This window comes from Neisseria perflava, from assembly GCF_024170405.1.
GTDB lineage: Bacteria > Pseudomonadota > Gammaproteobacteria > Burkholderiales > Neisseriaceae > Neisseria > Neisseria perflava_B.
Genome location: NZ_JALJYC010000014.1, coordinates 25538 through 44541 on the forward strand (window position 1 = coordinate 25538; position 19004 = coordinate 44541).

General features: G+C 53.4%; 18 protein-coding genes. 9 read left to right on the forward strand and 9 right to left on the reverse strand.

Going from position 1 to position 19004, the window contains the following annotated elements; all coding sequences use genetic code 11:
* The first annotated feature begins 17 nt into the window (after positions 1-17).
* Positions 18-1526 carry a phosphate acetyltransferase gene (gene pta / locus J2T37_RS06445; protein ID WP_253354667.1) on the forward strand — a complete coding sequence of 503 codons (1509 nt, stop codon included), beginning with the start codon at positions 18-20 and terminating at the stop codon, positions 1524-1526.
* 402 nt (positions 1527-1928) lie between these two features.
* A complete protein-coding gene (gene trmA / locus J2T37_RS06450; protein ID WP_253354669.1) occupies positions 1929-3011 on the forward strand; it encodes a tRNA (uridine(54)-C5)-methyltransferase TrmA in 1083 nt (360 codons plus the stop codon).
* 72 nt (positions 3012-3083) lie between these two features.
* Here trmA and J2T37_RS06455 read toward each other — a convergent pair whose 3' ends face one another.
* The 8 genes from J2T37_RS06455 to dapA form a co-directional block, all read right to left on the reverse strand.
* The gene (locus tag J2T37_RS06455; RefSeq protein WP_253354671.1) at positions 3084-4253 is read right to left on the reverse strand and encodes an NAD(P)H-dependent flavin oxidoreductase; all 1170 of its coding nucleotides are present in this window, start codon (positions 4251-4253) and stop codon (positions 3084-3086) included.
* 218 nt (positions 4254-4471) lie between these two features.
* Entirely contained in the window at positions 4472-5305 is an 834-nt protein-coding gene (locus J2T37_RS06460; protein ID WP_253354673.1) for a symmetrical bis(5'-nucleosyl)-tetraphosphatase, read from the reverse strand.
* A gap of 147 nt (positions 5306-5452) precedes the next feature.
* Entirely contained in the window at positions 5453-5842 is a 390-nt protein-coding gene (locus J2T37_RS06465) for a RidA family protein (protein WP_253354675.1), read from the reverse strand.
* Between the two features lie 112 nt (positions 5843-5954).
* Positions 5955-7145 carry a radical SAM family heme chaperone HemW gene (hemW, locus tag J2T37_RS06470; protein ID WP_253354730.1) on the reverse strand — a complete coding sequence of 397 codons (1191 nt, stop codon included), beginning with the start codon at positions 7143-7145 and terminating at the stop codon, positions 5955-5957.
* A gap of 257 nt (positions 7146-7402) precedes the next feature.
* Positions 7403-7999, reverse strand: a complete 597-nt coding sequence (rdgB, locus tag J2T37_RS06475) for an RdgB/HAM1 family non-canonical purine NTP pyrophosphatase (protein WP_253354677.1) — start codon at positions 7997-7999, stop codon at positions 7403-7405.
* Positions 7992-8225, reverse strand: coding sequence for an NGO_0222 family membrane protein (locus J2T37_RS06480; protein ID WP_253354679.1), 234 nt, complete (start codon positions 8223-8225; stop codon positions 7992-7994). The genes rdgB and J2T37_RS06480 overlap by 8 nt, the downstream gene beginning before the upstream one ends.
* A 159-nt stretch (positions 8226-8384) precedes the next feature.
* On the reverse strand, positions 8385-9551 hold the full coding sequence (bamC, locus tag J2T37_RS06485; RefSeq protein WP_253354681.1) for an outer membrane protein assembly factor BamC: 1167 nt from the start codon (positions 9549-9551) through the stop codon (positions 8385-8387).
* A 79-nt stretch (positions 9552-9630) separates the two neighbouring features.
* Positions 9631-10506: a 4-hydroxy-tetrahydrodipicolinate synthase gene (gene dapA, locus J2T37_RS06490; RefSeq protein WP_253354683.1), complete on the reverse strand. Its 876-nt coding sequence runs from the start codon at positions 10504-10506 to the stop codon at positions 9631-9633.
* Between the two features lie 376 nt (positions 10507-10882).
* Between dapA and J2T37_RS06495 the strand changes: the two genes are divergently transcribed.
* From J2T37_RS06495 to J2T37_RS06515, 5 genes are all read left to right on the forward strand, one after another.
* Complete coding sequence (locus tag J2T37_RS06495) at positions 10883-12274, forward strand: nucleobase:cation symporter-2 family protein (protein ID WP_253354685.1); 1392 nt, start codon at positions 10883-10885, stop codon at positions 12272-12274.
* 219 nt (positions 12275-12493) lie between these two features.
* Entirely contained in the window at positions 12494-12988 is a 495-nt protein-coding gene (nrdG, locus tag J2T37_RS06500) for an anaerobic ribonucleoside-triphosphate reductase activating protein (protein ID WP_253354687.1), read from the forward strand.
* A gap of 42 nt (positions 12989-13030) precedes the next feature.
* Entirely contained in the window at positions 13031-14854 is a 1824-nt protein-coding gene (gene nrdD / locus J2T37_RS06505; protein ID WP_367398808.1) for an anaerobic ribonucleoside-triphosphate reductase, read from the forward strand.
* Positions 14855-14975: 121 nt separating this feature from the next.
* Complete coding sequence (locus tag J2T37_RS06510) at positions 14976-15464, forward strand: DUF4189 domain-containing protein (RefSeq protein WP_253354691.1); 489 nt, start codon at positions 14976-14978, stop codon at positions 15462-15464.
* 143 nt (positions 15465-15607) lie between these two features.
* On the forward strand, positions 15608-16096 hold the full coding sequence (locus tag J2T37_RS06515; protein ID WP_253354693.1) for a DUF4189 domain-containing protein: 489 nt from the start codon (positions 15608-15610) through the stop codon (positions 16094-16096).
* Positions 16097-16180: 84 nt separating this feature from the next.
* Here the strand turns inward: J2T37_RS06515 and dut are convergent, their stop codons facing one another.
* On the reverse strand, positions 16181-16633 hold the full coding sequence (dut, locus tag J2T37_RS06520) for a dUTP diphosphatase (protein WP_253354695.1): 453 nt from the start codon (positions 16631-16633) through the stop codon (positions 16181-16183).
* Between the two features lie 108 nt (positions 16634-16741).
* Here dut and pdxH point away from each other — a divergent pair, with 108 nt between their 5' ends.
* Both pdxH and J2T37_RS06530 read left to right on the forward strand, forming a co-directional pair.
* Positions 16742-17374 carry a pyridoxamine 5'-phosphate oxidase gene (pdxH, locus tag J2T37_RS06525; protein ID WP_253354697.1) on the forward strand — a complete coding sequence of 211 codons (633 nt, stop codon included), beginning with the start codon at positions 16742-16744 and terminating at the stop codon, positions 17372-17374.
* Positions 17375-17661: 287 nt separating this feature from the next.
* On the forward strand, positions 17662-18759 hold the full coding sequence (locus tag J2T37_RS06530) for a pseudouridine synthase (RefSeq protein WP_253354698.1): 1098 nt from the start codon (positions 17662-17664) through the stop codon (positions 18757-18759).
* Positions 18760-19004 lie beyond the last annotated feature (245 nt).

Genomic DNA, 19004 nt, shown 5'->3' on the forward strand with positions numbered 1-19004 from the left:
GATAAGGATATGACGATATGGCAAATGTATTGATTGTTCCGGTATCTACCGATACCGACAGCGCAGCCGTGACCCAAGCGGTTGCCAAAGCCCTGAATGCGCAGACTTTCCGCGCTTTGGATGAAAACGGCAATGCCGAGCGCCTGATTGCGCAAGGCAAAGGCGATGACTGGTTTGACCAGGTGGTCGGTCAGGTTGCCGCGCTGAACGCGGACAATCTGGTGGTGGAAGGCATCCGCCCCGAGCCGGAAAAACTGTTTTTGGCCACCAAAAACGTCGAGCTGGCGCTGTCTTTAGACGCGGCGGTGGTGTTGGCGGCTTACACCTGCGACAACGACATTGCCTATATGGTAAATAAATTAAACTTGTCCAAACAGGCTTATATTACCGCGCCGGGCGTATTGGCCGGTTTCACTTTGGACAACGCCGAAGCCGGTGTCGGCGAAGCCGTGGCCGAGCAGACCGGCCTGACTTTCTTCGGTTCGACCGCTGATTTGCGCAACACCGACGAATTGGTCAACCGCCCGCACAGCCGCCTGTCCCCGGCGCAATTCCGTTACAACATGATTGAAACCGCCCGCAATGCCGACAAACGCATTGTGTTGCCGGAAGGCGCAGAGCCGCGTACCGTGCAGGCCGCTGCGATTTGCCATGAAAAAGGCATTGTCCGCTGCGTCTTGCTGGCGCCGCGTGCCGAAGTGGAAGCCGTGGCCAAAGAGCGCCACATCAATCTGCCGGATTCTCTGGAAATCATCGATCCCGCTTCTTTGGTGGACCAATACGTTGCGCCGATGTGCGAGCTGCGCAAATCCAAAGGCCTGACGCCCGAGCAGGCGCGTGAGCAGTTGAAAGATACCGTGGTTTTGGGCACTATGATGATGGCGCAAAACGATGTGGACGGCTTGGTATCCGGCGCGGTTCACACCACCGCCAACACCATCCGTCCGGCCTTGCAGCTGATTAAAACCGCCCCGGGTGCGAGCTTGGTATCCAGCGTGTTCTTCATGTTGCTGCCCAACCAAGTGGTTGCTTTCGCCGACTGCGCCGTTAACCCGAATCCCGATGCCGCGCAGTTGGCCGACATCGCCATCCAAACCGCCGATTCTGCCAAAGCCTTCGGTATCGACCCGAAAGTGGCGATGATTTCTTATTCGACTTTGGGTTCAGGCAGCGGCCCGGATGTGGATGTTGTGGTTGAAGCCACCAAAATCGCGCAGGAAAAACGCCCTGATTTGGCGATTGATGGCCCGTTGCAATACGATGCCGCCACCGTGCCGAGCGTAGCCAAATCCAAAGCGCCGAACAGCCCCGTCGCCGGTCAAGCCACTGTGATGGTGTTCCCGGATTTGAATACCGGCAACTGTACCTACAAAGCGGTACAGCGCAACGCCAACGTATTGAGCGTCGGCCCGATGTTGCAAGGCCTGCGCAAACCGGTCAACGACCTGTCTCGCGGCGCTTTGGTGGACGACATCGTGTACACCATCGCCCTGACCGCCATCCAAGCCAAACAAATGGAAGCGTAATGCGCGGATAATTTGAGGCTTGAGGCCGTCTGAAAGCCGTTGGGGTTTTCAGACGGCCTTTGTTTTACCGCTCTTGAAATGTATGCAAAATAGCGTTTCTTCGTTTTATCCCAGTCCGCCGTGTGCGGTATTGTGTACCGCTTGTGGGTAACTTCGCTTTCCCCTTGAAAGCAAAATAAAAAAGCATAATGCTTAAAATTTAAGCAATGAAAAATCCGTTCCCCCCATTATCCCAAAGAATTTTCAAACAATCTGTGCAAGCCTTGTGGATAAGATATCTGACTGATTGAAAAGACAAGAAAAAATCAAAATGCCTAAAAAATAAGCAGAGGCCGTCTGAAAAAATACGTTTTTCAGACGGCCTATACTATAATACCGCCTGATAAAACAACGAGTACCACCATGAGCGCTTACCAACAGCAATTAAACGACAAGCAACGCTATCTGCACGACCTGTTTCAAGGGCTGGACATGCCTGAAATCGAGGTATTTGAATCGCCCGAACAGCATTACCGCATGCGCGCGGAGTTTCGCGTGTGGCACGAAGGCGATGAGATTTTTTACGCCATGTTTGAGCGCGGGCAGAAAGCGAGCGGGGCGAGTTTGGTGCGCTGCGACCAATTTGTGGCGGCAGACGGAGCGATTAACGCCTTAATGCCCAAGCTGATTGCCGCAGTGAAGACGCAGCCGCTGTTGAAAAACCGCTGGTACGCCGTCGAATTTCTCGCCACTTTAAGCGGCGAAATGCTGGTGACGATGATTTACCACAAGAAATTAGACGGCGAATGGGAAACCGCCGCCCGTAAGCTGCAAGATGAGTTGGGTATATGGATAATCGGCCGCAGCCGTGGGCAGAAAGTGGTGTTGGCGCAGGATTTTGTGACCGAAACGCTGCATGTGGACGGGCAGCCGTTCCGCTACCGCCAAATCGAGGGCAGTTTTACCCAGCCCAATGCCTGCGTGTGCGAAAAAATGCTGGTGTGGGCATGCGGCGCGGCAGAAGGTTTGGGCGGCGATTTGCTGGAGCTGTATTGCGGCAACGGCAACTTTACCCTGCCGCTGGCACGCAAATTCGACAAGGTATTGGCGACCGAAGTGTCCAAAACCTCGGTTCACGCCGCGCAGTGGAACATCGAGGTCAATGACAGCCGCAACGTCAAAATTGCCCGCCTGTCGGCCGAAGAGTTTACCGAAGCCTACACGCAAAACCGCGCCTTCCGCCGTTTGGAAGAGCAGGGCATTGCGCTGGCGGATTACCGTTTTTCCACCATTTTCGTCGATCCGCCGCGTGCCGGTGTGGATGATGAAACGCTGAAACTGGTGGCGCGTTTCGATAATGTGATTTACATTTCCTGCAATCCTGAAACCTTACGCGCCAATTTGGATGTCCTGACGCAAACGCACAGCGTCGAACGCGCCGCGCTATTTGATCAGTTTCCGTTTACCCATCATATTGAAAGCGGGGTATTGCTCAAACGCAAATAAGCAAATGGAAACAAACATAAGGCCGTCTGAAAATGCAAAATTTTCAGACGGCCTTTTGATATTTCATATATTTTATTTCGCCAACACCGGCATGGTGCCGTTGAGCAGATATTGGATGGTTTCTTTCACATTGCGGATGGCGTGGCCGAAGGGCAGAGGGTCTTTACCTCGGAAAAACAAGCCTTTATCTACTTCGCCACGGAATGCGGCGGAAAGCTGGATGTCGATACAGAATTGTCCGGCCTTAGCCAAGCCGTCGCGCAGGCCGCAGCTGGTGAGGCAGTTCATGCCTTGGGTGCAGCGGCGCGGGTCGGCTTTGGCAACGGATTGCAGCTTGGCCTCGCGCTTGATGTAGCTATCGAGGAATTTGGTGCGCACACCACGTGCGGGCAAACCAGCAACCGACATAAATTCAACCACTTGCTCGGTTTCCGCACCGGCGAGGGTTTTTTTGAAATTTTCATGCGCGTCGCATTCTTCGGTAACGGCAAAGGCCGTGCCGATTTGTACGGCGTTGGCACCCCAATTTTTCAGCGCGGTGGTGACTTTTTCAAAATTCGCCATGCCGCCGGCGACGATTAAGGGGATTTTTTCGCTTTCCAAACCGAGGTTTTTAAACACTTCCAGCGTTTCTTCAATCACGCGTTTAAATTCAAATTTTGAGTCGTATAAACCTTCGATGGTGTTCGAGCCCAAGTGTCCGGCAGCGTGGCCGGGGTGTTCGATGACCACGGCGTCGGGCAGAATGCCTTTTTTCATCCAGCGTTTCAACACGATGTTAATCCCGCGTGATTCGGACAAAATCGGGAAAAGGGCGACGTCTTTGTGGAAACCTTCGGTCATTTCCGGCAAATCCAACGGCAGACCGGCGCCCATCACAATCGCGTCCGCACCCGATTCGCAGGCCTGGCGCACATAGGCGGCGTGGTCTTTGACCGCTTTCATGACGTTGACGGCAATCAGCCCTTTGCCTTCCGAGTCGGCTTTGGCTTTTTGGATTTCGCGGTCGAGGGCGATTTTGTTTAACTCGGTGTATTTTTCTTCGCTCGGGTTGATTTTGGACTCGGCTAAAAGGTCGTCATGCAGGTGGCGCAAGTCGATGCTGGCGATGGTGCCGATACCGTTTTCACGGGCAACGGCGCTGGAGAGGCGGGAGGCGGAAATGCCCACGCCCATGCCGCCTTGTACGACGGGAATCAATGATTTGTCACGGATCACCAGAGGGTCGAAATTGTGTTGCATGTGTGGAAACGTCCTTGCAGATTTGGAAATCGGGTGTGTGTTAGAAATTCATCTTTTTAGAATTTTAGGAATTATACTCTAAATATCGGCAAAATTAGAGTAAAACTACAGTTTTTGCACAAGTTAGCAGAAATTGATAGAAAAAAACATCAGATTAAAAATACGACAAGACCGTCTGAAAGGGTTTTCAGACGGTCTTTTAGGTAAATCGGTCGGCTTTATTTCAATGCGGTTTTCCAATCCAAGCCGTTGATGGCGGCCACTTGGGTGATTTCCTGATTGGCCAGATTGATGGCGGTCAGCTCGCCGCCCCACAAAGCGCCGGTGTCGAGTGAAATCACACCGTTGCCGTTGGTGTAGCCCAGCGACGACCAATGGCCGAACACGATGGTGTGGTCGAGGTTTTGCCGGTTGGCGGCTTTAAACCACGGGCGCAGGTAGAGCGGCATTTTGTCGAGCGTGGCTTTGAAATCGTAGTCCAATTCATTGGTGTAGGTCAGCGCGCGCATACGGGTGAACACGTTGACAATCAGGCGCAGGCGGTCGTAGCCTTCCAAATCTTCGCGCCATGCGGCGGGCTTGTTGCCGTACATTTTGCCGAAGAATTTTTTGTATTTGCGGCCGCGCAGCTCGGCCTCGGCTTCGTGCGCCAATTCCTGCGCTTGGGCAACCGTCCATTGCGGCAGAATACCGGCATGTACCATCACATAATGATTTTCGCCCTGTACCATCAAGGGCTGCATACGCAGCCAATCGAGCATTTTGGCGCAATCGGGGTGGTTGAGAATCGGCGTGATGGTGTCGCTGCGCTTAACCGTGCCGTGGCCGCAGCCGACGGCGAGCAGGTGCAGGTCGTGGTTGCCGAGGATGATTTGTACGCTACTTTCGTGCTGCATGACAAATTGCAAGGCTTGCAGCGATTTGGGGCCGCGGTTGACGATGTCGCCGGTGAGCCAGAGCGTGTCTGTGCCGTGGTTGAAACTGATTTTGTGTAAGAGGGCATCCAGCTCGTCGTAGCAGCCTTGGATGTCGCCGATTGCGTAGTGTGCCATGATTTGGGTTGTTTTATGGATTGTATTTGAGGGTGTCGGCAGAATGGTTTGAGACCGCCGCAAAGAAAAGGGAATAGGATTTAGACGGCCTCAAATTCATTATCGAGGCCGTCTGAACAGCAGATGGGGTTTAGCGCGTGAAAACCGTTACGCTTTCAATACCAACACGGCTTCCGCTTCCATCTGTACGCCTTTTGGCAGCGAGGCCACGCCGACGGCGGCGCGGGCGGGGAAGGGTTGGGTAAAAAATTCGCCCATCACTTCGTTGAACGTGCCGAAGTTGGCCAAATCGGTCAGGTAAGCGTTGACTTTGACGATGTCATCGAGCGAGCCGCCCGCCGCTTCCGCCATGGCTTGCAGGTTTTTAAACACCTGCACCGCTTCGGCGCGGAAATCGCCGCCGCCGACCACGGTCATGCTGGCGGGGTCAAGCGGAATCTGGCCGCTCAGGTAAACGGTATCGCCCGCGCGCACAGCTTGGCTGTAAGCACCGATGGCGGCAGGGGCTTTATCGGTATGGATAATGTCTTTAGCCATGAAGGTTCTCCTAATCTGTTGCAGATAATAAGCAAGATTGATTATCGTACAAATCGCCGGCTTTGGGTAGGTTTCAGACGGCCTGAAACAGTAGGATAGGCCGTCTGAAAGGTTAATCGGGTAGGAAACACTGCAACAAATCGTTTAAAAACAGACGACCTTTTTCGGTCGGGCGGAACAGCGTCGGATTGGTATCCAGCAGCCCCATTTGGCGTGCGCTTTCGATTTGCGCCATGATTTTGGCACTCGGCACGCCGGTGCGCTCCTGCAGCATGGCGGCGGGCACGCCGTCGCTCAGGCGCAGCGCGTTCATCATAAATTCAAACGGCAAATCTTCGGCGGCAACAGGTTTGCGCTCGATGGCGGCGGCAGGGCTGCTTTGCATGGCATTGAGGTATTCCGTGGGATGGCGGCGGCGAGTGGTGCGCTCGATACGGTCGGGGTAGGAAATCTTGCCGTGCGCCCCCGCGCCTATGCCGAGATAATCGCCAAACTGCCAATAATTCAGATTATGCAGGCACTGCTTGCCCGCTTGGGCAAAGGCTGAGGTTTCGTAATGCAGAAAACCGGCTGCGCTTAAGGCGGCGTGTACCGCGTCTTCAATATCCAGCGCCGCTTCGTCTTGCGGCAGACCTTGCGGCGGGGTGTGGCCGAATACGGTATTCGGCTCCATCGTCAGATGGTAGGCGCTGATGTGGCTCGCGCCGGTGGCGATGGCGGTGTTGACATCATTTAAGGCCGTCTGAACCGTCTGTTGCGGCAGCGCGTACATCAAATCAATATTCACTTTGTCAAACAAATTCAAAGCCGTATCAATCGCTGTCAACGCTTCTTTGCCGTTGTGCACCCGCCCCAAACGCGCCAGCATATCATCGTTGAAACTCTGCACGCCGATGGATAAGCGCGTAATGCCTGCGTCTTTGAAACCGCGAAACTTCTCGATTTCAAACGTGCCCGGATTGGCCTCCAGCGTGATTTCTGCCTGCGGCTGCAAATTCACCAGCGCACGCACACCGCTCAACAGACGGTCTATCGCTTTTGCCGAAAACAGGCTGGGGGTGCCGCCGCCGATAAACACGGTTTCCACCGGCCGCCCCCAGATATTCGGCAGCTCGGTTTGCAAATCGGTCAATAATGTGTCAACGTATTCCGCTTCGGGCAGGCCGTTTTGCTGATTTTTTATGCTGTGGGAATTGAAGTCGCAATAGGGGCATTTTTTGATGCACCACGGGATATGGATATAAAGCGATAAAGGCGGCAGGGCGATAAGCTTGCCTGCCTGTGGGAAGGTAATGGCGGTCATGTGTTTGTTTTTCATTCAGGAGTGAGGCCGTCTGAACGGGTGTAAAAGTGCAATCGAAGATTTTTGTCGAATCGCGCCGTGCTGTGTAGGTTGGGTTGAAAACCCAACATTCTTCTTAAATTTCGTTGGAATTTTATCCCAACTGACACCGCGTTGCTTATGCTGAATGTACGTTTTAAGGAATAAGGCCGTCTGAATAAAACGGTATTTCAGACGGCCTGCACAGTATAGGTTGGGTTGGGCAAACCAGACGGCACTTACGCAAAAGCGGCCATTTTTTTCAACAATTCCTGCAAGGCCTGCCCCCTGTGGCTGACGGCATTTTTGATTTCGGCGTCAAGTTCGGCGGCGGTGCAGCCGTATTCGGGCAGGTAGAAATGCGGGTCGTAGCCGAAGCCGTGCTCGCCCGCCGCTTCGTTTTGCCATTGACCGCGCCAAATGCCTTCGGCGATGACGGGTTGCGGGTCGTGTTCGTGGCGCACGAAGACCAACACGCAGACGTAGTAGCAGCTTTGGTTGTTTTTGCCGCTCAAATCGGCGGAGAGTTTGGCGTTGTTGGCGGCATCGGATTTGGGATTGTCGCCGGCATAGCGGGCGGAGAGTACGCCCGGTGCGCCGCCTAAGGTGTTGGCGCAGATGCCGGAATCGTCGGCCAAGGCGGGCAGGCCGCTGTGTTTGGCGGCGTGGCGGGCTTTGGCGAGGGCGTTTTCAATAAAGGTGAAATACGGCTCGGGGCATTCGGGTACGTCAAACTGTGATTGCGGCAGGATTTGGATATTGCGTTCGGCAAACAGGCGGGAAAATTCGCGCAGTTTGCCCGCGTTGCCGCTGGCTAAGACGATTTTTTCAAACATTTTGTTTTCCTTGTTGTTGCCGGTAGAGCTGCAATTTAGCTTTGTGGCGGATATACAGCGCGAGGCTGGCGATTTGGCCGAAGATGGCGGCGAAGGCAAACAGGAAGGCGGCCACGGCGTATTGTTTGCTGTCTACGCTCAAGAGATAGCTGCCGAGCAAGACCAAAGCCATAAACAGCAGGGTAAAGAAGACAATCAGCAGCAGATAGGTTTTGCGGGTGTTCATAAGGAAGTAAACGCGGGCAAATGGGAATGCTGCTTATTATAACGGTAAAGGACGAGGTCGTCTGAAAACATTGTGTGTTTCAGACGGCCTCTGGCATATCGGCAAACAAAACAGCTTCCGGAAAAATACCCGGAAGCTGTTGTCTGGTTAAATTGCGGTTTAACGCAATTCCGAATGCAGACGGCCGATGATGGTGGAGAGGTCGCTGCCTTTGTAGGCGCTGCCGTCTTTGTTGAGCAGGGTAATGCGCGAACCTTCGCGCAGCGGCTCGACATAAACAATCAGCTCCGGTTTTTCTGCTGGTTTGCCTTCTTGCTTGTCTTTGCCCAAACCGAACCATTTTTTCATTTTGCTCGGTTTTTTCTCGCTCACGGCTTCGCTTTCGGTCGGCGCTTGTTTCACCAAGAAAGCGTGGCGTTCGACGTTTTGACCCAAAACGGTCAGGCCGACGCGGTCAAGCGCGAGAGCGGTGCGGCGCCAGTTGCGGTCGTAATCGCCGCTCAAGAGCAAGGTATTGCCTTCGATTTTGGCCAAATCGCCGGAAGCATTGCCGACTTTGTCGATTTTTTGTTTGGCGACGCTCTGACCCAAGGCTTTTTCGGCTTGCGCGGAATCTACGCCCAAGTATTGCATAAAGCGGGCGAGGAATGCGGCTTCCAGATTCGGGTCGTTCGGACGCGGCTGCCACATGGTGGTGTCTTTGTTTTTGTCGCCATAGACTTCTTCCATGCCTTTGTGGGCAAAGAAGACGTCGGTCGCGCCGTTTTTATCGCGCTCGACGCGGATGATGAATTTGTCGCGTTCGCTGGTGGAATAAACACCGCCCAAGCCGACTTTATCCAATAGGCGGCGCAGGCTGTCTTGCGGGATTTTGGCGCGGTTTTCCGCCCATTCGGTTTCCATTTGGCCGATGGCCGGTTCTTCCGATTTGATGTCGAAACCGTTTTCCTGCCAGAAGGCTTTCAGCAGCGGCCAAATTTCGGCGGGGTCTTTGCCTTCGACCACCAACCAGCGTTGGTTGCCGTCGCGCTCCAATTTCACGCCTTTAACCGATTGCAATACGGCGGGATTGGCAGACTGCTGCACTTCCGGCGTACGCGCACGGCGGCGGTTTTCCAAATCGCTGGCACGAACCGCGCCGGAATTGGCCGGCAGCTGGTAAAGGTTGCCTTCGTTCGGGTTGGTCAAATCGGGGGGGACTTCCAAATTGACGATTTTGCGGTTTTGGCTTTGGTAATCCAGTTTGGGCTGGTCTTTTTTACCGCTGGAACAGGCGGTCAGGCTAATCAGGGCGACAGCCAATACTGCCGGTTTGATATAGGTCATATCGGTTTCCTGTGAAGTAAAATCTGAGGCCGTCTGAAAATGACGGTATCGTTTTCAGACGGCATTGGGGTTAATCCGCTTAGAGTTGTCCGGCGGCCTGCAATGCGGCGCGTACTTTGGCTTGACCGGCTTCGGTCAAACTTACCAGCGGCAGGCGCACATGGGCTTCGCATTTGCCCAGCGCGGCAGCACCCCATTTGGGCGCGGCGGGGCTGGGTTCGCAGAACATCACGTTGTAAATCGGAATCAGCTGCTCGTTTAAACGGCGCGCTTCGGCAATATCGCCGCCCAAGGCCGCACGGCACATGTCGGCAAACAATTTGGGCGCGACGTTGGCGGCAACGGTAATCACGCCGTGTCCGCCGCACAGCATAAACGGTAGGCCGGTAGGGTCGTCGCCGGAAAATACCATAAAGCCTTCGGGCACTTGGTTAAGCAATTCGATGTCGCGGGCAACGTCGCCGCTGGCTTCTTTCACACCGACGATGTTGGGAATCTCGGCCAGACGCAGGATGGTTTCGTTGGTCATGTTGACCACGGTACGGCCGGGCACGTTATACACAATCATCGGAATCGAAGTGGCTTCGGCGATGGTTTTGAAATGGCGGTAAATGCCTTCTTGCGACGGTTTGTTGTAGTAGGGGACGACCGACAGGGTGTAATCTGCACCGGCTTTTTCCGCCGAATGCGACAGCTCGATGGCTTCCAAGGTATTGTTGGCGCCGGTACCGGCAATCACGGGCACGCGCTTGGCAACGTGTTTGACGGTTTCGGCGATGACGGACATGTGTTCGTCCATAGACAAAGTCGCACTCTCGCCGGTGGTGCCGACGGAGACGATGGCGTCGGTACCGTTTTCGATATGCCAGTCAATGAGGGTGCGCAGTTGTTGGTAATTGACGCTGCCGTCTTGATTCATCGGGGTAATCAGGGCAACCAGACTGCCTTTTAACATGATGGAAACCTCTTCGCGGTTAATGCCTGCCGGTATCTTGAAACAAACAGGCAAATGGGGTCGGTAATGATTATCGGATTGTAGCTTACTTTGTTGTCAGTGTGAAACACCCGTTTCAGACGGCCTGACGCCGCCTTTTGCGTTTGGGAAATAGGGTAAAAAGGATACTGTTTGAAATCAGTGGTTTGAATGATAATCCAAGCGGGATGGATGTCAAGATTAAAAAGTGTTAAACCTGCTGTATCCTATGGCAGCGGCGTATAAAAACGGTGTCAGGCCGTCTGAAAATTGCGTAGGTGCGTTGCTTTCGATACAATCGCGCCCTTACAAAAATTATCTTTTCATTACCCGTTTCATAATCTTTTAGGAATTTTTGATGGCTGAACCGATGGAACAACGCGCCGACGCGCCCGATTTGGTGTACGGTTTGGAAGACAAACCGCCGTTTTTTAATGCTTTGTTGAGTGCGGTGACGCACCTTTTGGCGATTTTTGTGCCAATGATTACGCCGGCGCTGATTGTCGGCGGGGCGCTGAACCTGCCGGTGGAAATGACGGCTTACTTGGTGTCGATGGCGATGGTCGCTTCAGGTATCGGCACATATTTGCAGGTCAACCGCTTCGGGCCGGTCGGTTCGGGCATGCTGTCGATTCAGTCGGTGAATTTTTCGTTTGTCACCGTGATGATTGCGCTGGGTACGGGCATGAAAGAAGGCGGCATGGATGAAAACGCCATGATTTCCACGCTCTTGGGCGTGTCGTTTGTCGGCGCGTTTTTGGTGTGTTTTTCCGCCTTTTTGCTGCCGTATCTGAAAAAAGTGATTACGCCGACGGTGAGCGGCGTGGTAGTGATGTTGATCGGCTTGAGCCTGATTCACGTCGGCATTACCGATTTCGGCGGCGGCTATGCGGCCAAGGCGGAAGGTACGTTCGGCTCGATGGAAAATCTGGGCTTGGCTTCGCTGGTGTTGCTGATTGTGTTGCTGTTCAACTGCATGAAAAACCCGCTTTTGCGCATGAGCGGGATTGCCATCGGCTTGGTGGTGGGCTACATCGTGGCGCTGTTTTTGGGTAAGGTGGATTTTTCCGCGCTGCACAATCTGCCGGTGATTACCATCCCCGTGCCGTTTAAATACGGTTTTGCTTTTGATTGGCACGCCTTTATTGTGGCGGGTGCGATTTTTCTTTTAAGCGTGTTTGAAGCGGTGGGCGATTTGACTGCGACGGCGATGGTGTCCGGCCGTCCGATTGAGGGCGAGGAATACACAGGCCGTCTGAAAGGCGGCGTGATGGCCGACGGGCTGGTGTCGGTGATTGCCACTGCGCTCGGTTCGCTGCCGCTGACCACGTTTGCGCAAAACAACGGCGTGATTCAGATGACCGGCGTGGCTTCGCGGCATGTGGGCAAATATATTGCGGTAATTCTGGTATTGTTGGGGCTGTTTCCCGTAATCGGGCGCGTGTTTACCACGATTCCGAGCCCGGTCTTGGGCGGCGCGATGGTGTTGATGTTCGGCCTGATTGCGATTGCGGGCGTACGCATTTTGGTTAGCAACGGTATCCGCCGCCGCGAAGCGGTGATTGCGGCGACTTCGGTCGGCTTGGGTTTGGGCGTGGCGTTTGAGCCGGAAGTGTTTAAAAACCTGCCGGTGTTGTTCCAAAACTCAATTTCGGCAGGCGGCATTATGGCGGTGGTTTTAAACTTGGTCTTGCCGCACGATAAGAGCGATGTGGCGGTTAAAGTGAATACCGACAGCTTGGAGCATTAACCGCTCCCTCTGAATTTTAGATAACAGGCCGTCTGAACAGTCAAACGATTGTTCAGACGGCCTTTTTGTCGGCATTTTATGAATATGAAATTAGTGTTTATTAATGATGTAAATTAAAAACAGCTATAACCTGCTTAAATCGGATAAAAACTAAAAAATACCATATTTAGTGTTTTTATGTTTTAATTCATACCAAATCTAGTATCTAAGCAAGAAAACATGCAACCGCTCCGCTTTACAACCGAACAAATCGTCTGGCAGGAAGTCCCCAACGAAGTATCGTTGGCCTTTTTATTTTCCGGCTGCCCGTTGCGCTGCCCGGGCTGCCACAGCGCGGATACTTGGAAAGTAGGTATCGGCAAGGAATTGACGCGGGAATACCTGCAAGGCCGTCTGAAACGCTATCGCGGTTTGATTAGCTGCGTATTGTTTATGGGTGGCGAATGGCAGCCCGAGGCCTTGAGGGCGATGCTCGAAGCGGTAAAAGCGGCGGGTTTGAAAACCTGCTTATACACCGGCTTGGAGCGGCGGGAGCTGGAAGCGCTTTCAGACGGCCTCGTTCCCTTGCTGGATTATTTAAAAACCGGCCGCTGGCAGGCAGATTTGGGCGGTTTGGACAGCCCGGCCACCAATCAGAAATTGGTGAACGTCCACACCGGCGAAGTATTAAACCGATTGTTTTTTAAACAGATTCCGATTGTTCAGACGGCCTGAACAGTCATCCGATAAGGCAAAGCGCACCGCGCGAACAACATCATCAACCATCAGGAGAGCAACATGATTCGGCTCAATTCCGAACAGCTAAACGGCAAACTCAATTTCATCCACGATTACATCTCGGCCACCAATGCCGCCGACGGTTCGAAAATGGACGCCAACGCCAACGTGACGCAGAAAAACATCGCCACGATGGAAACCGAGTTGATGAAAGACTTTTTCGTGCAGGTCAACCGCGCCCAAGTGTCGCGCAAAATCGCCGAATTGTTTGACCAGGCCACTGCCGACGAATACATCCGCCAAATCGAAGCGCACGAGATTTATGTGCACGATGAAACCAGCCTGAAACCGTATTGCGTATCCGCCACGCTGTATCCGTTTTTGCTCGACGGCTTGAGCAAACTCGGCGGCGAATCCAAAGCGCCGCAGCATTTGGCTTCGTTTTGCGGCTCGTTTATCAATTTGGTGTTTGCCATCAGCGCACAATTTGCCGGCGCAGTGGCGACCGTGGAATTTCTGACCTATTTCGACTACTTCGCCCGCAAAGATTATGGTGACGATTACCTGAATACCCACGCCTCTGAAATTGCCAACCATATGCAGCAGGTGGTGTACAGCATCAACCAGCCTGCCGCCGCGCGTGGTTATCAGAGCGTGTTTTGGAATATTTCCGTGTATGACCGCCATTATTTCGAGGCCATGTTTGGCGATTTCGTGTTCCCCGATTTCAGCCAGCCGGTGTGGGAGAGCGTGGAAAAATTGCAGCTCTTTTTCCTGAAATGGTTTAACCAAGAGCGCACCAAAGCGATTTTGACCTTCCCCGTGGTCACCGCCGCCATGCTGACCGAAAACGGCAAATGCAAAGACACCCGCTTCGCCGACCAAATGGCGCAAGAGCTGGCCGAAGGCAATTCCTTCTTTATGTATCTTTCCGATAACCCCGATTCGCTGGCTTCCTGCTGCCGTTTGCGCAACGCCATCGAAGACCGCACCTTCTCTTATACTTTAGGCGCGGGCGGCGTGGCGACCGGCTCGATAAATGTGATTACCCTCAACATGAACCGCTTGGAGCAAGACGGCCGCGATTTGGGCGAGGAAGTGGCGAAAATCCACAAATACCAATACGCCTACCGCAAGCTGATGGAGCAATACCAAGCCGCCGGTATGCTACCTGTATATGACGCGGGCTTTATTACGCTGGACAAGCAGTTCCTCACCATCGGCATCAACGGCATGGCGGAAGCGGTGGAATACCACGGCATCCAAGTCGGCTACAACGAAGATTATGTTGATTTTGTACAAGGCCGTCTGAAAACCATTTTCGAGGCCAACCAAGAAGCAACAAAACATTACGGCGTGAAATTCAATACCGAATTTGTGCCCGCCGAAAATCTGGGCGTGAAAAACGCCAAATGGGATAAGGAAGACGGCTATCAGGTCAACCGCGACTGCTACAATTCCTATTTCTATGTGGTGGAAGACGAAGAAACCAACGCGCTGGACAAATTCCTGCTGCACGGCAAAGAATTGGTCGATTGGCTCGACGGCGGCTCGGCGCTGCATTTGAATTTGGACGAAGCCCTGAGCCAGTCCGGTTACCGATCCTTGCTCGACATCGCCGCGACAACCGGTTGCAACTACTTCTGCGTCAACGTGCGCATTACCATTTGCAACGAGTGCAGCCACATCGACAAGCGCACGCTGACCGCATGCAGCGCCTGCGGTTCGCACGACATCGACTACGGCACGCGCGTCATCGGCTACCTCAAACGCGTCTCCGCTTTCAGCAGCGGCCGCCGCAAAGAGCACGCCTTGCGCCATTACCACCGCCAGCATGAGGGCGGCAAGCGCGAAGCAGCGTAAGGTGTATGCCGCATGCCACGCACGCATTTTCTCTTAATGCGAAAAGGCTGTCTGAAACTGCATTCAGATGGCCTTTACATTATAATAAGCGGCAAAACACTCTAACTCAATCCCAACACACATGAAAACCTTACCCGCCTTCATACTGGCCGCGCTACTGCCTGCCGCCCACGCCGCCGATAACTACGGCTACATTGCCTTTTGGCAAAACCCCGACCGCCCCGAAGTGGTAACGGTCACGAAAACCACGCAGGAAGGCGCGGATAAAGCCGCAGCGCAGGCCGAAGTAGATGATTTTTGCCGCGAACAAGACCGCAATCTGGCGACGGGCGGCAAAGTGCCCACCGGCTGCCTGAGCATTACCGCGCTGAAAAACACCTGCGCCGCCGCCGCATGGCCGCGTGCGCAAGGTCTGCTCAAATACGATAATGTGGTGGTGGTGCAAAACACCGAGTTTAAAAAAACCGGCAAAGCGGCTTTGGCGCAATGCCGTCTGAAATACGGCGAAGCGGCAGGTTGCGAAGTAGAAACCGTATTTTGCACCTCGGCGCAGGCTTACGGCAGTCATAGCGGCTGGTCGAAATTTTGGCGCAAAGTAGGCGGGCGATAGCGGTATCCGTTATGCGGAAAACACCCTCGCTATCTTGAAAATAGGCCGTCTGAAACCCATGATACATTCAGACGGCCTTTGCTTTATAATAGGCTAACCCTATATAGATATAATGACAGTCGGCTCTTGATAACCGGGATGAGATGATGAAAAAAATACTTTGCGCATTATTAGTGAGCACGCTGGCAGCCACGGCCTGCGCAGCGGATACCTACGGCTATCTGGCTTTTTGGCAGAATCCGAATGACGGCAGCGACAGCATTCAAGTCAAAACCACCAAAGAAAATGCCAGCCAGATTGAAGCAGCCGCCGAATTGGAATCGTTTTGCAAAGGCGAAGATGCGCTGGCGGGCGTGGCAGGCGGCAAAGGCACCGGCTGCCAAAGCGTGATGGCGCTCAACAATACCTGCGTGGCCTTGGCTTATCCGAAAGCCGCCGGCAAACTCTCGCCTGATAACGCCGTGGTGATTACCTCGCCGTATTTCAAAAAAGTGCACCAAATCGCGCTCAACCAATGCGTGAAAAAATACGGCTCGGCCGGACAATGCGCGCTGGAAACCGTGTATTGTACCGACAGCAGCTATTACGGCGGCACGGTCAAAACCATTTGGAACCGCTTGAAATCTAAATAAAGATTGAAGCATGACAAAGGCTGTCTGAAAAGTATCTTTGCTTTTCAGACGGCCTTTCTGATTATTTTATCCTGTTCGGCGCAATCAGGCTTTGCCCGTGCTGCCGAAACCGCCTTCGCCGCGTTCGCTGGCGGCAAATTCGTCCACCACCTTAAACGCCGCCTGCATCACGGGCACAATTACCATCTGCGCAATGCGTTCCAGCGGCTCGATGACAAATGCTTCTTTACCTCGGTTCCACAGCGAGACTTTTAGTTCGCCCTGATAATCCGAGTCGATCAGGCCGACCAGATTGCCCAACACAATCCCGTGTTTGTGACCCAAGCCCGAGCGCGGCAGCAATACGGCGGCGTAGGCCGGATTGCCCAAATGCACCGCCAAGCCGGTCGGCACTAAATAGGTATCGCCCGGTTGCAGCGTGACCGCTTCGTCCAAACAGGCGCGCAAGTCCAATCCGGCCGAGCCGGGCGTGGCGTAGGCAGGCAGCAAATCGGCCATTTTCGGGTTTAAAATTTTCAATTCCACTTCGGTTTGCATGGTTTGATCCGTTTGTTTGATTTAATGCCGCATTATACACAATCAGGGCTTGAGGCCGTCTGAAAAACACGTGTATGATATTAATGATTCTCTAATCAGGAGGTTGAAATGGATTTGCACAATATCCGTCAGGATTACAGCAAGCAGGAATTATCGGAAGTCGAATGCGATGCCAACCCGATTACCCAGTTTGAAAAATGGATGAACGAAGCCATGCATTCGGCGGTCAACGAGCCGACCGCAGTCAACGTGGCCGCCGTTGGCGAAGACGGCCGCCCCAACAGCCGCGTTTTGCTGCTCAAAGAAGTCAACCCTCAGGGTTTTGTGTTTTTCAGCAATTACCAAAGCCGCAAAGGGCGCTCGTTTGCCGCGCACCCGTTTGCCGCGCTGACCTTCTTTTGGCCGGAATTGGAACGCTCCGTGCGCGTGGAAGGGCGGATTGAGAAATTAGACGAAGCCGCATCGGACGAATATTTCGACAGCCGCCCCTATACCAGCCGGATTGGGGCATGGGCGAGTGCGCAGAGTGAAGTGTTATCGAGCAAAGCCGCGTTGGTGGCCAAAGCCGCTGCCGTCGGCGCGCGCCATCCGCTGCACGTACCGCGTCCGCCGCATTGGGGCGGCTATATCGTGCACCCCGACCGCATCGAATTTTGGCAAGGCCGTCCCAGCCGTCTGCACGACCGTATCCAATACCGCTTAGTCGATGGCAACTGGATTAAAGAGCGGCTGTCGCCTTAATCTTTGCCAAAAAATACACGCGGATTCAATAAAATAAGGTAAAATGCCGCCTAAGTTTCAGGCCGTCTGAAAAACACCGTTTTCAGACGGCCTTGTTATCGTGAGAAAACAGGAAACCAAGAAAAGTAGGGTGGGTCTTGACCCACCATTTTATGACAATGAATGTTTTGGTGGGTTGAAACCCACCCTACGAAATTCCCAAACCGTTTAACCCCACCTGCCGCACCTGCCGCAGAAGAACCGTTTTCCGTTTCAAATAAACAAGAAAGCGCGTTAGGAGAACTCAAATGGCCAAAGCCAAACAACCCACCAGCAAACGCGAATGGCGCGACGGCGCGTCTTCAACTTCAAACGCCAAAAAGCCCGCCGCCAAACGCGGTGTCACCTTTAAAACCAAAGCAAGCGGCAGCGGCAAGCCGTCTGAAAAAAACTATCAAGCCAAGTCCCCGAAAAAACCTTTTTCAGACGGCCTGAATAAAGCCGACGGCGCACCAGCCGAACGCGCACCGAAACAGCGTGCTACCAAAGCCAAAAAACTCATCGTGCGCAATCCCAACCAAAAAATCATGGAACACGCCCGCGATTTGAAAGAACGCCGCAGCGATTTGTCGCGCTTCGAGCCGGAGCGCCTGCAAAAAGTGCTGGCCGCTTCAGGCGTCGGTTCGCGCCGCGAAATGGAAGAGTGGATTACCAACGGCTGGGTTACGGTCAACGGACGTGTGGCACAGTTGGGCGAAAAAGTCACGCCCGATGACCACGTGACCGTCAAAGGCAACATCATCAAGCTCAAATGGGCCGACCGCCTGCCGCGCATTATCCTGTATTACAAGCAGGAAGGCGAAATCGTGTCGCGCGATGACCCGCAAGGCCGTGTTAGCATTTTCGACCGTCTGCCGCAGGCGGCGAGCAGCCGCTGGGTAGCCATCGGCCGTCTCGACATCAATACCAGCGGCCTCTTGATTCTGACTACGTCGGGCGAATTGGTGCAGCGCTTTGCCCACCCCAGCTTTGAAGTGGAGCGCGAATACGCCGTGCGCGTGTTGGGCGAACTGACCACCGAGCAAATGCGCATGCTGACCGAAGAAGGCGTCATGCTGGAAGACGGTTTGGCTAAAGTGGAACGCATTTGGGAGCAAGGTGGCGAGGGCGTTAACAAATGGTACAATGTCGTGATTAAAGAAGGCCGCAACCGCGAAGTACGCCGTATTTTTGAAAGCCAAGGCCTGACCGTCAGCCGCTTGGTGCGTGTCGGCTTCGGCCCCATCGGTTTGCCCAACCGCCTCAAGCGCGGCCAGTTTTACGAACTCAATCCGGCGGAAGTGGCCAATATCGTCAAATGGGCGGACATGGGTTTGCCGGGCGAACGCCGCCGCCGGAAAGCGTAATTTTGTAAAGCACATTGCGGTTATCAGATATGGAATGTTTCGTAAGACCAAAAATGTTGAAATGAATTATTTTGAATAGAAGTAAAATCAATTTATAGCAATCTGTTATCCATTATTATTGACAAAAATATTCAAATTCAAAAGGCCGTCTGAAAAATTTTCAGACGGCCTTTTTATATGGATACGCACATAGTGTTGTATGTGGCCTACACAAAATTTAACAATGAAAATTGCTTCAATCGCAA

Bases quoted from the DNA above. Each gene is read 5' to 3' on its own strand.
- pta (WP_253354667.1), top strand. From the start codon at position 18: ATGGCAAATGTATTGATTGTTCCGGTATCTACCGATACCGACAGCGCA.
- trmA (WP_253354669.1), top strand. From the start codon at position 1,929: ATGAGCGCTTACCAACAGCAATTAAACGACAAGCAACGCTATCTGCAC.
- pdxH (WP_253354697.1), top strand. From the start codon at position 16,742: ATGGATTTGCACAATATCCGTCAGGATTACAGCAAGCAGGAATTATCG.
- J2T37_RS06460 (WP_253354673.1), bottom strand. From the start codon at position 5,305: ATGGCACACTACGCAATCGGCGACATCCAAGGCTGCTACGACGAGCTG.
- rdgB (WP_253354677.1), bottom strand. From the start codon at position 7,999: ATGTTTGAAAAAATCGTCTTAGCCAGCGGCAACGCGGGCAAACTGCGC.
- bamC (WP_253354681.1), bottom strand. From the start codon at position 9,551: ATGACCTATATCAAACCGGCAGTATTGGCTGTCGCCCTGATTAGCCTG.
- dut (WP_253354695.1), bottom strand. From the start codon at position 16,633: ATGCAAACCGAAGTGGAATTGAAAATTTTAAACCCGAAAATGGCCGAT.
- J2T37_RS06465 (WP_253354675.1), bottom strand. From the start codon at position 5,842: ATGGCTAAAGACATTATCCATACCGATAAAGCCCCTGCCGCCATCGGT.
- J2T37_RS06510 (WP_253354691.1), top strand. From the start codon at position 14,976: ATGAAAACCTTACCCGCCTTCATACTGGCCGCGCTACTGCCTGCCGCC.
- J2T37_RS06495 (WP_253354685.1), top strand. From the start codon at position 10,883: ATGGCTGAACCGATGGAACAACGCGCCGACGCGCCCGATTTGGTGTAC.
- dapA (WP_253354683.1), bottom strand. From the start codon at position 10,506: ATGTTAAAAGGCAGTCTGGTTGCCCTGATTACCCCGATGAATCAAGAC.
- J2T37_RS06455 (WP_253354671.1), bottom strand. From the start codon at position 4,253: ATGCAACACAATTTCGACCCTCTGGTGATCCGTGACAAATCATTGATT.
- hemW (WP_253354730.1), bottom strand. From the start codon at position 7,145: ATGACCGCCATTACCTTCCCACAGGCAGGCAAGCTTATCGCCCTGCCG.
- nrdG (WP_253354687.1), top strand. From the start codon at position 12,494: ATGCAACCGCTCCGCTTTACAACCGAACAAATCGTCTGGCAGGAAGTC.
- J2T37_RS06515 (WP_253354693.1), top strand. From the start codon at position 15,608: ATGATGAAAAAAATACTTTGCGCATTATTAGTGAGCACGCTGGCAGCC.
- J2T37_RS06530 (WP_253354698.1), top strand. From the start codon at position 17,662: ATGGCCAAAGCCAAACAACCCACCAGCAAACGCGAATGGCGCGACGGC.
- J2T37_RS06480 (WP_253354679.1), bottom strand. From the start codon at position 8,225: ATGAACACCCGCAAAACCTATCTGCTGCTGATTGTCTTCTTTACCCTG.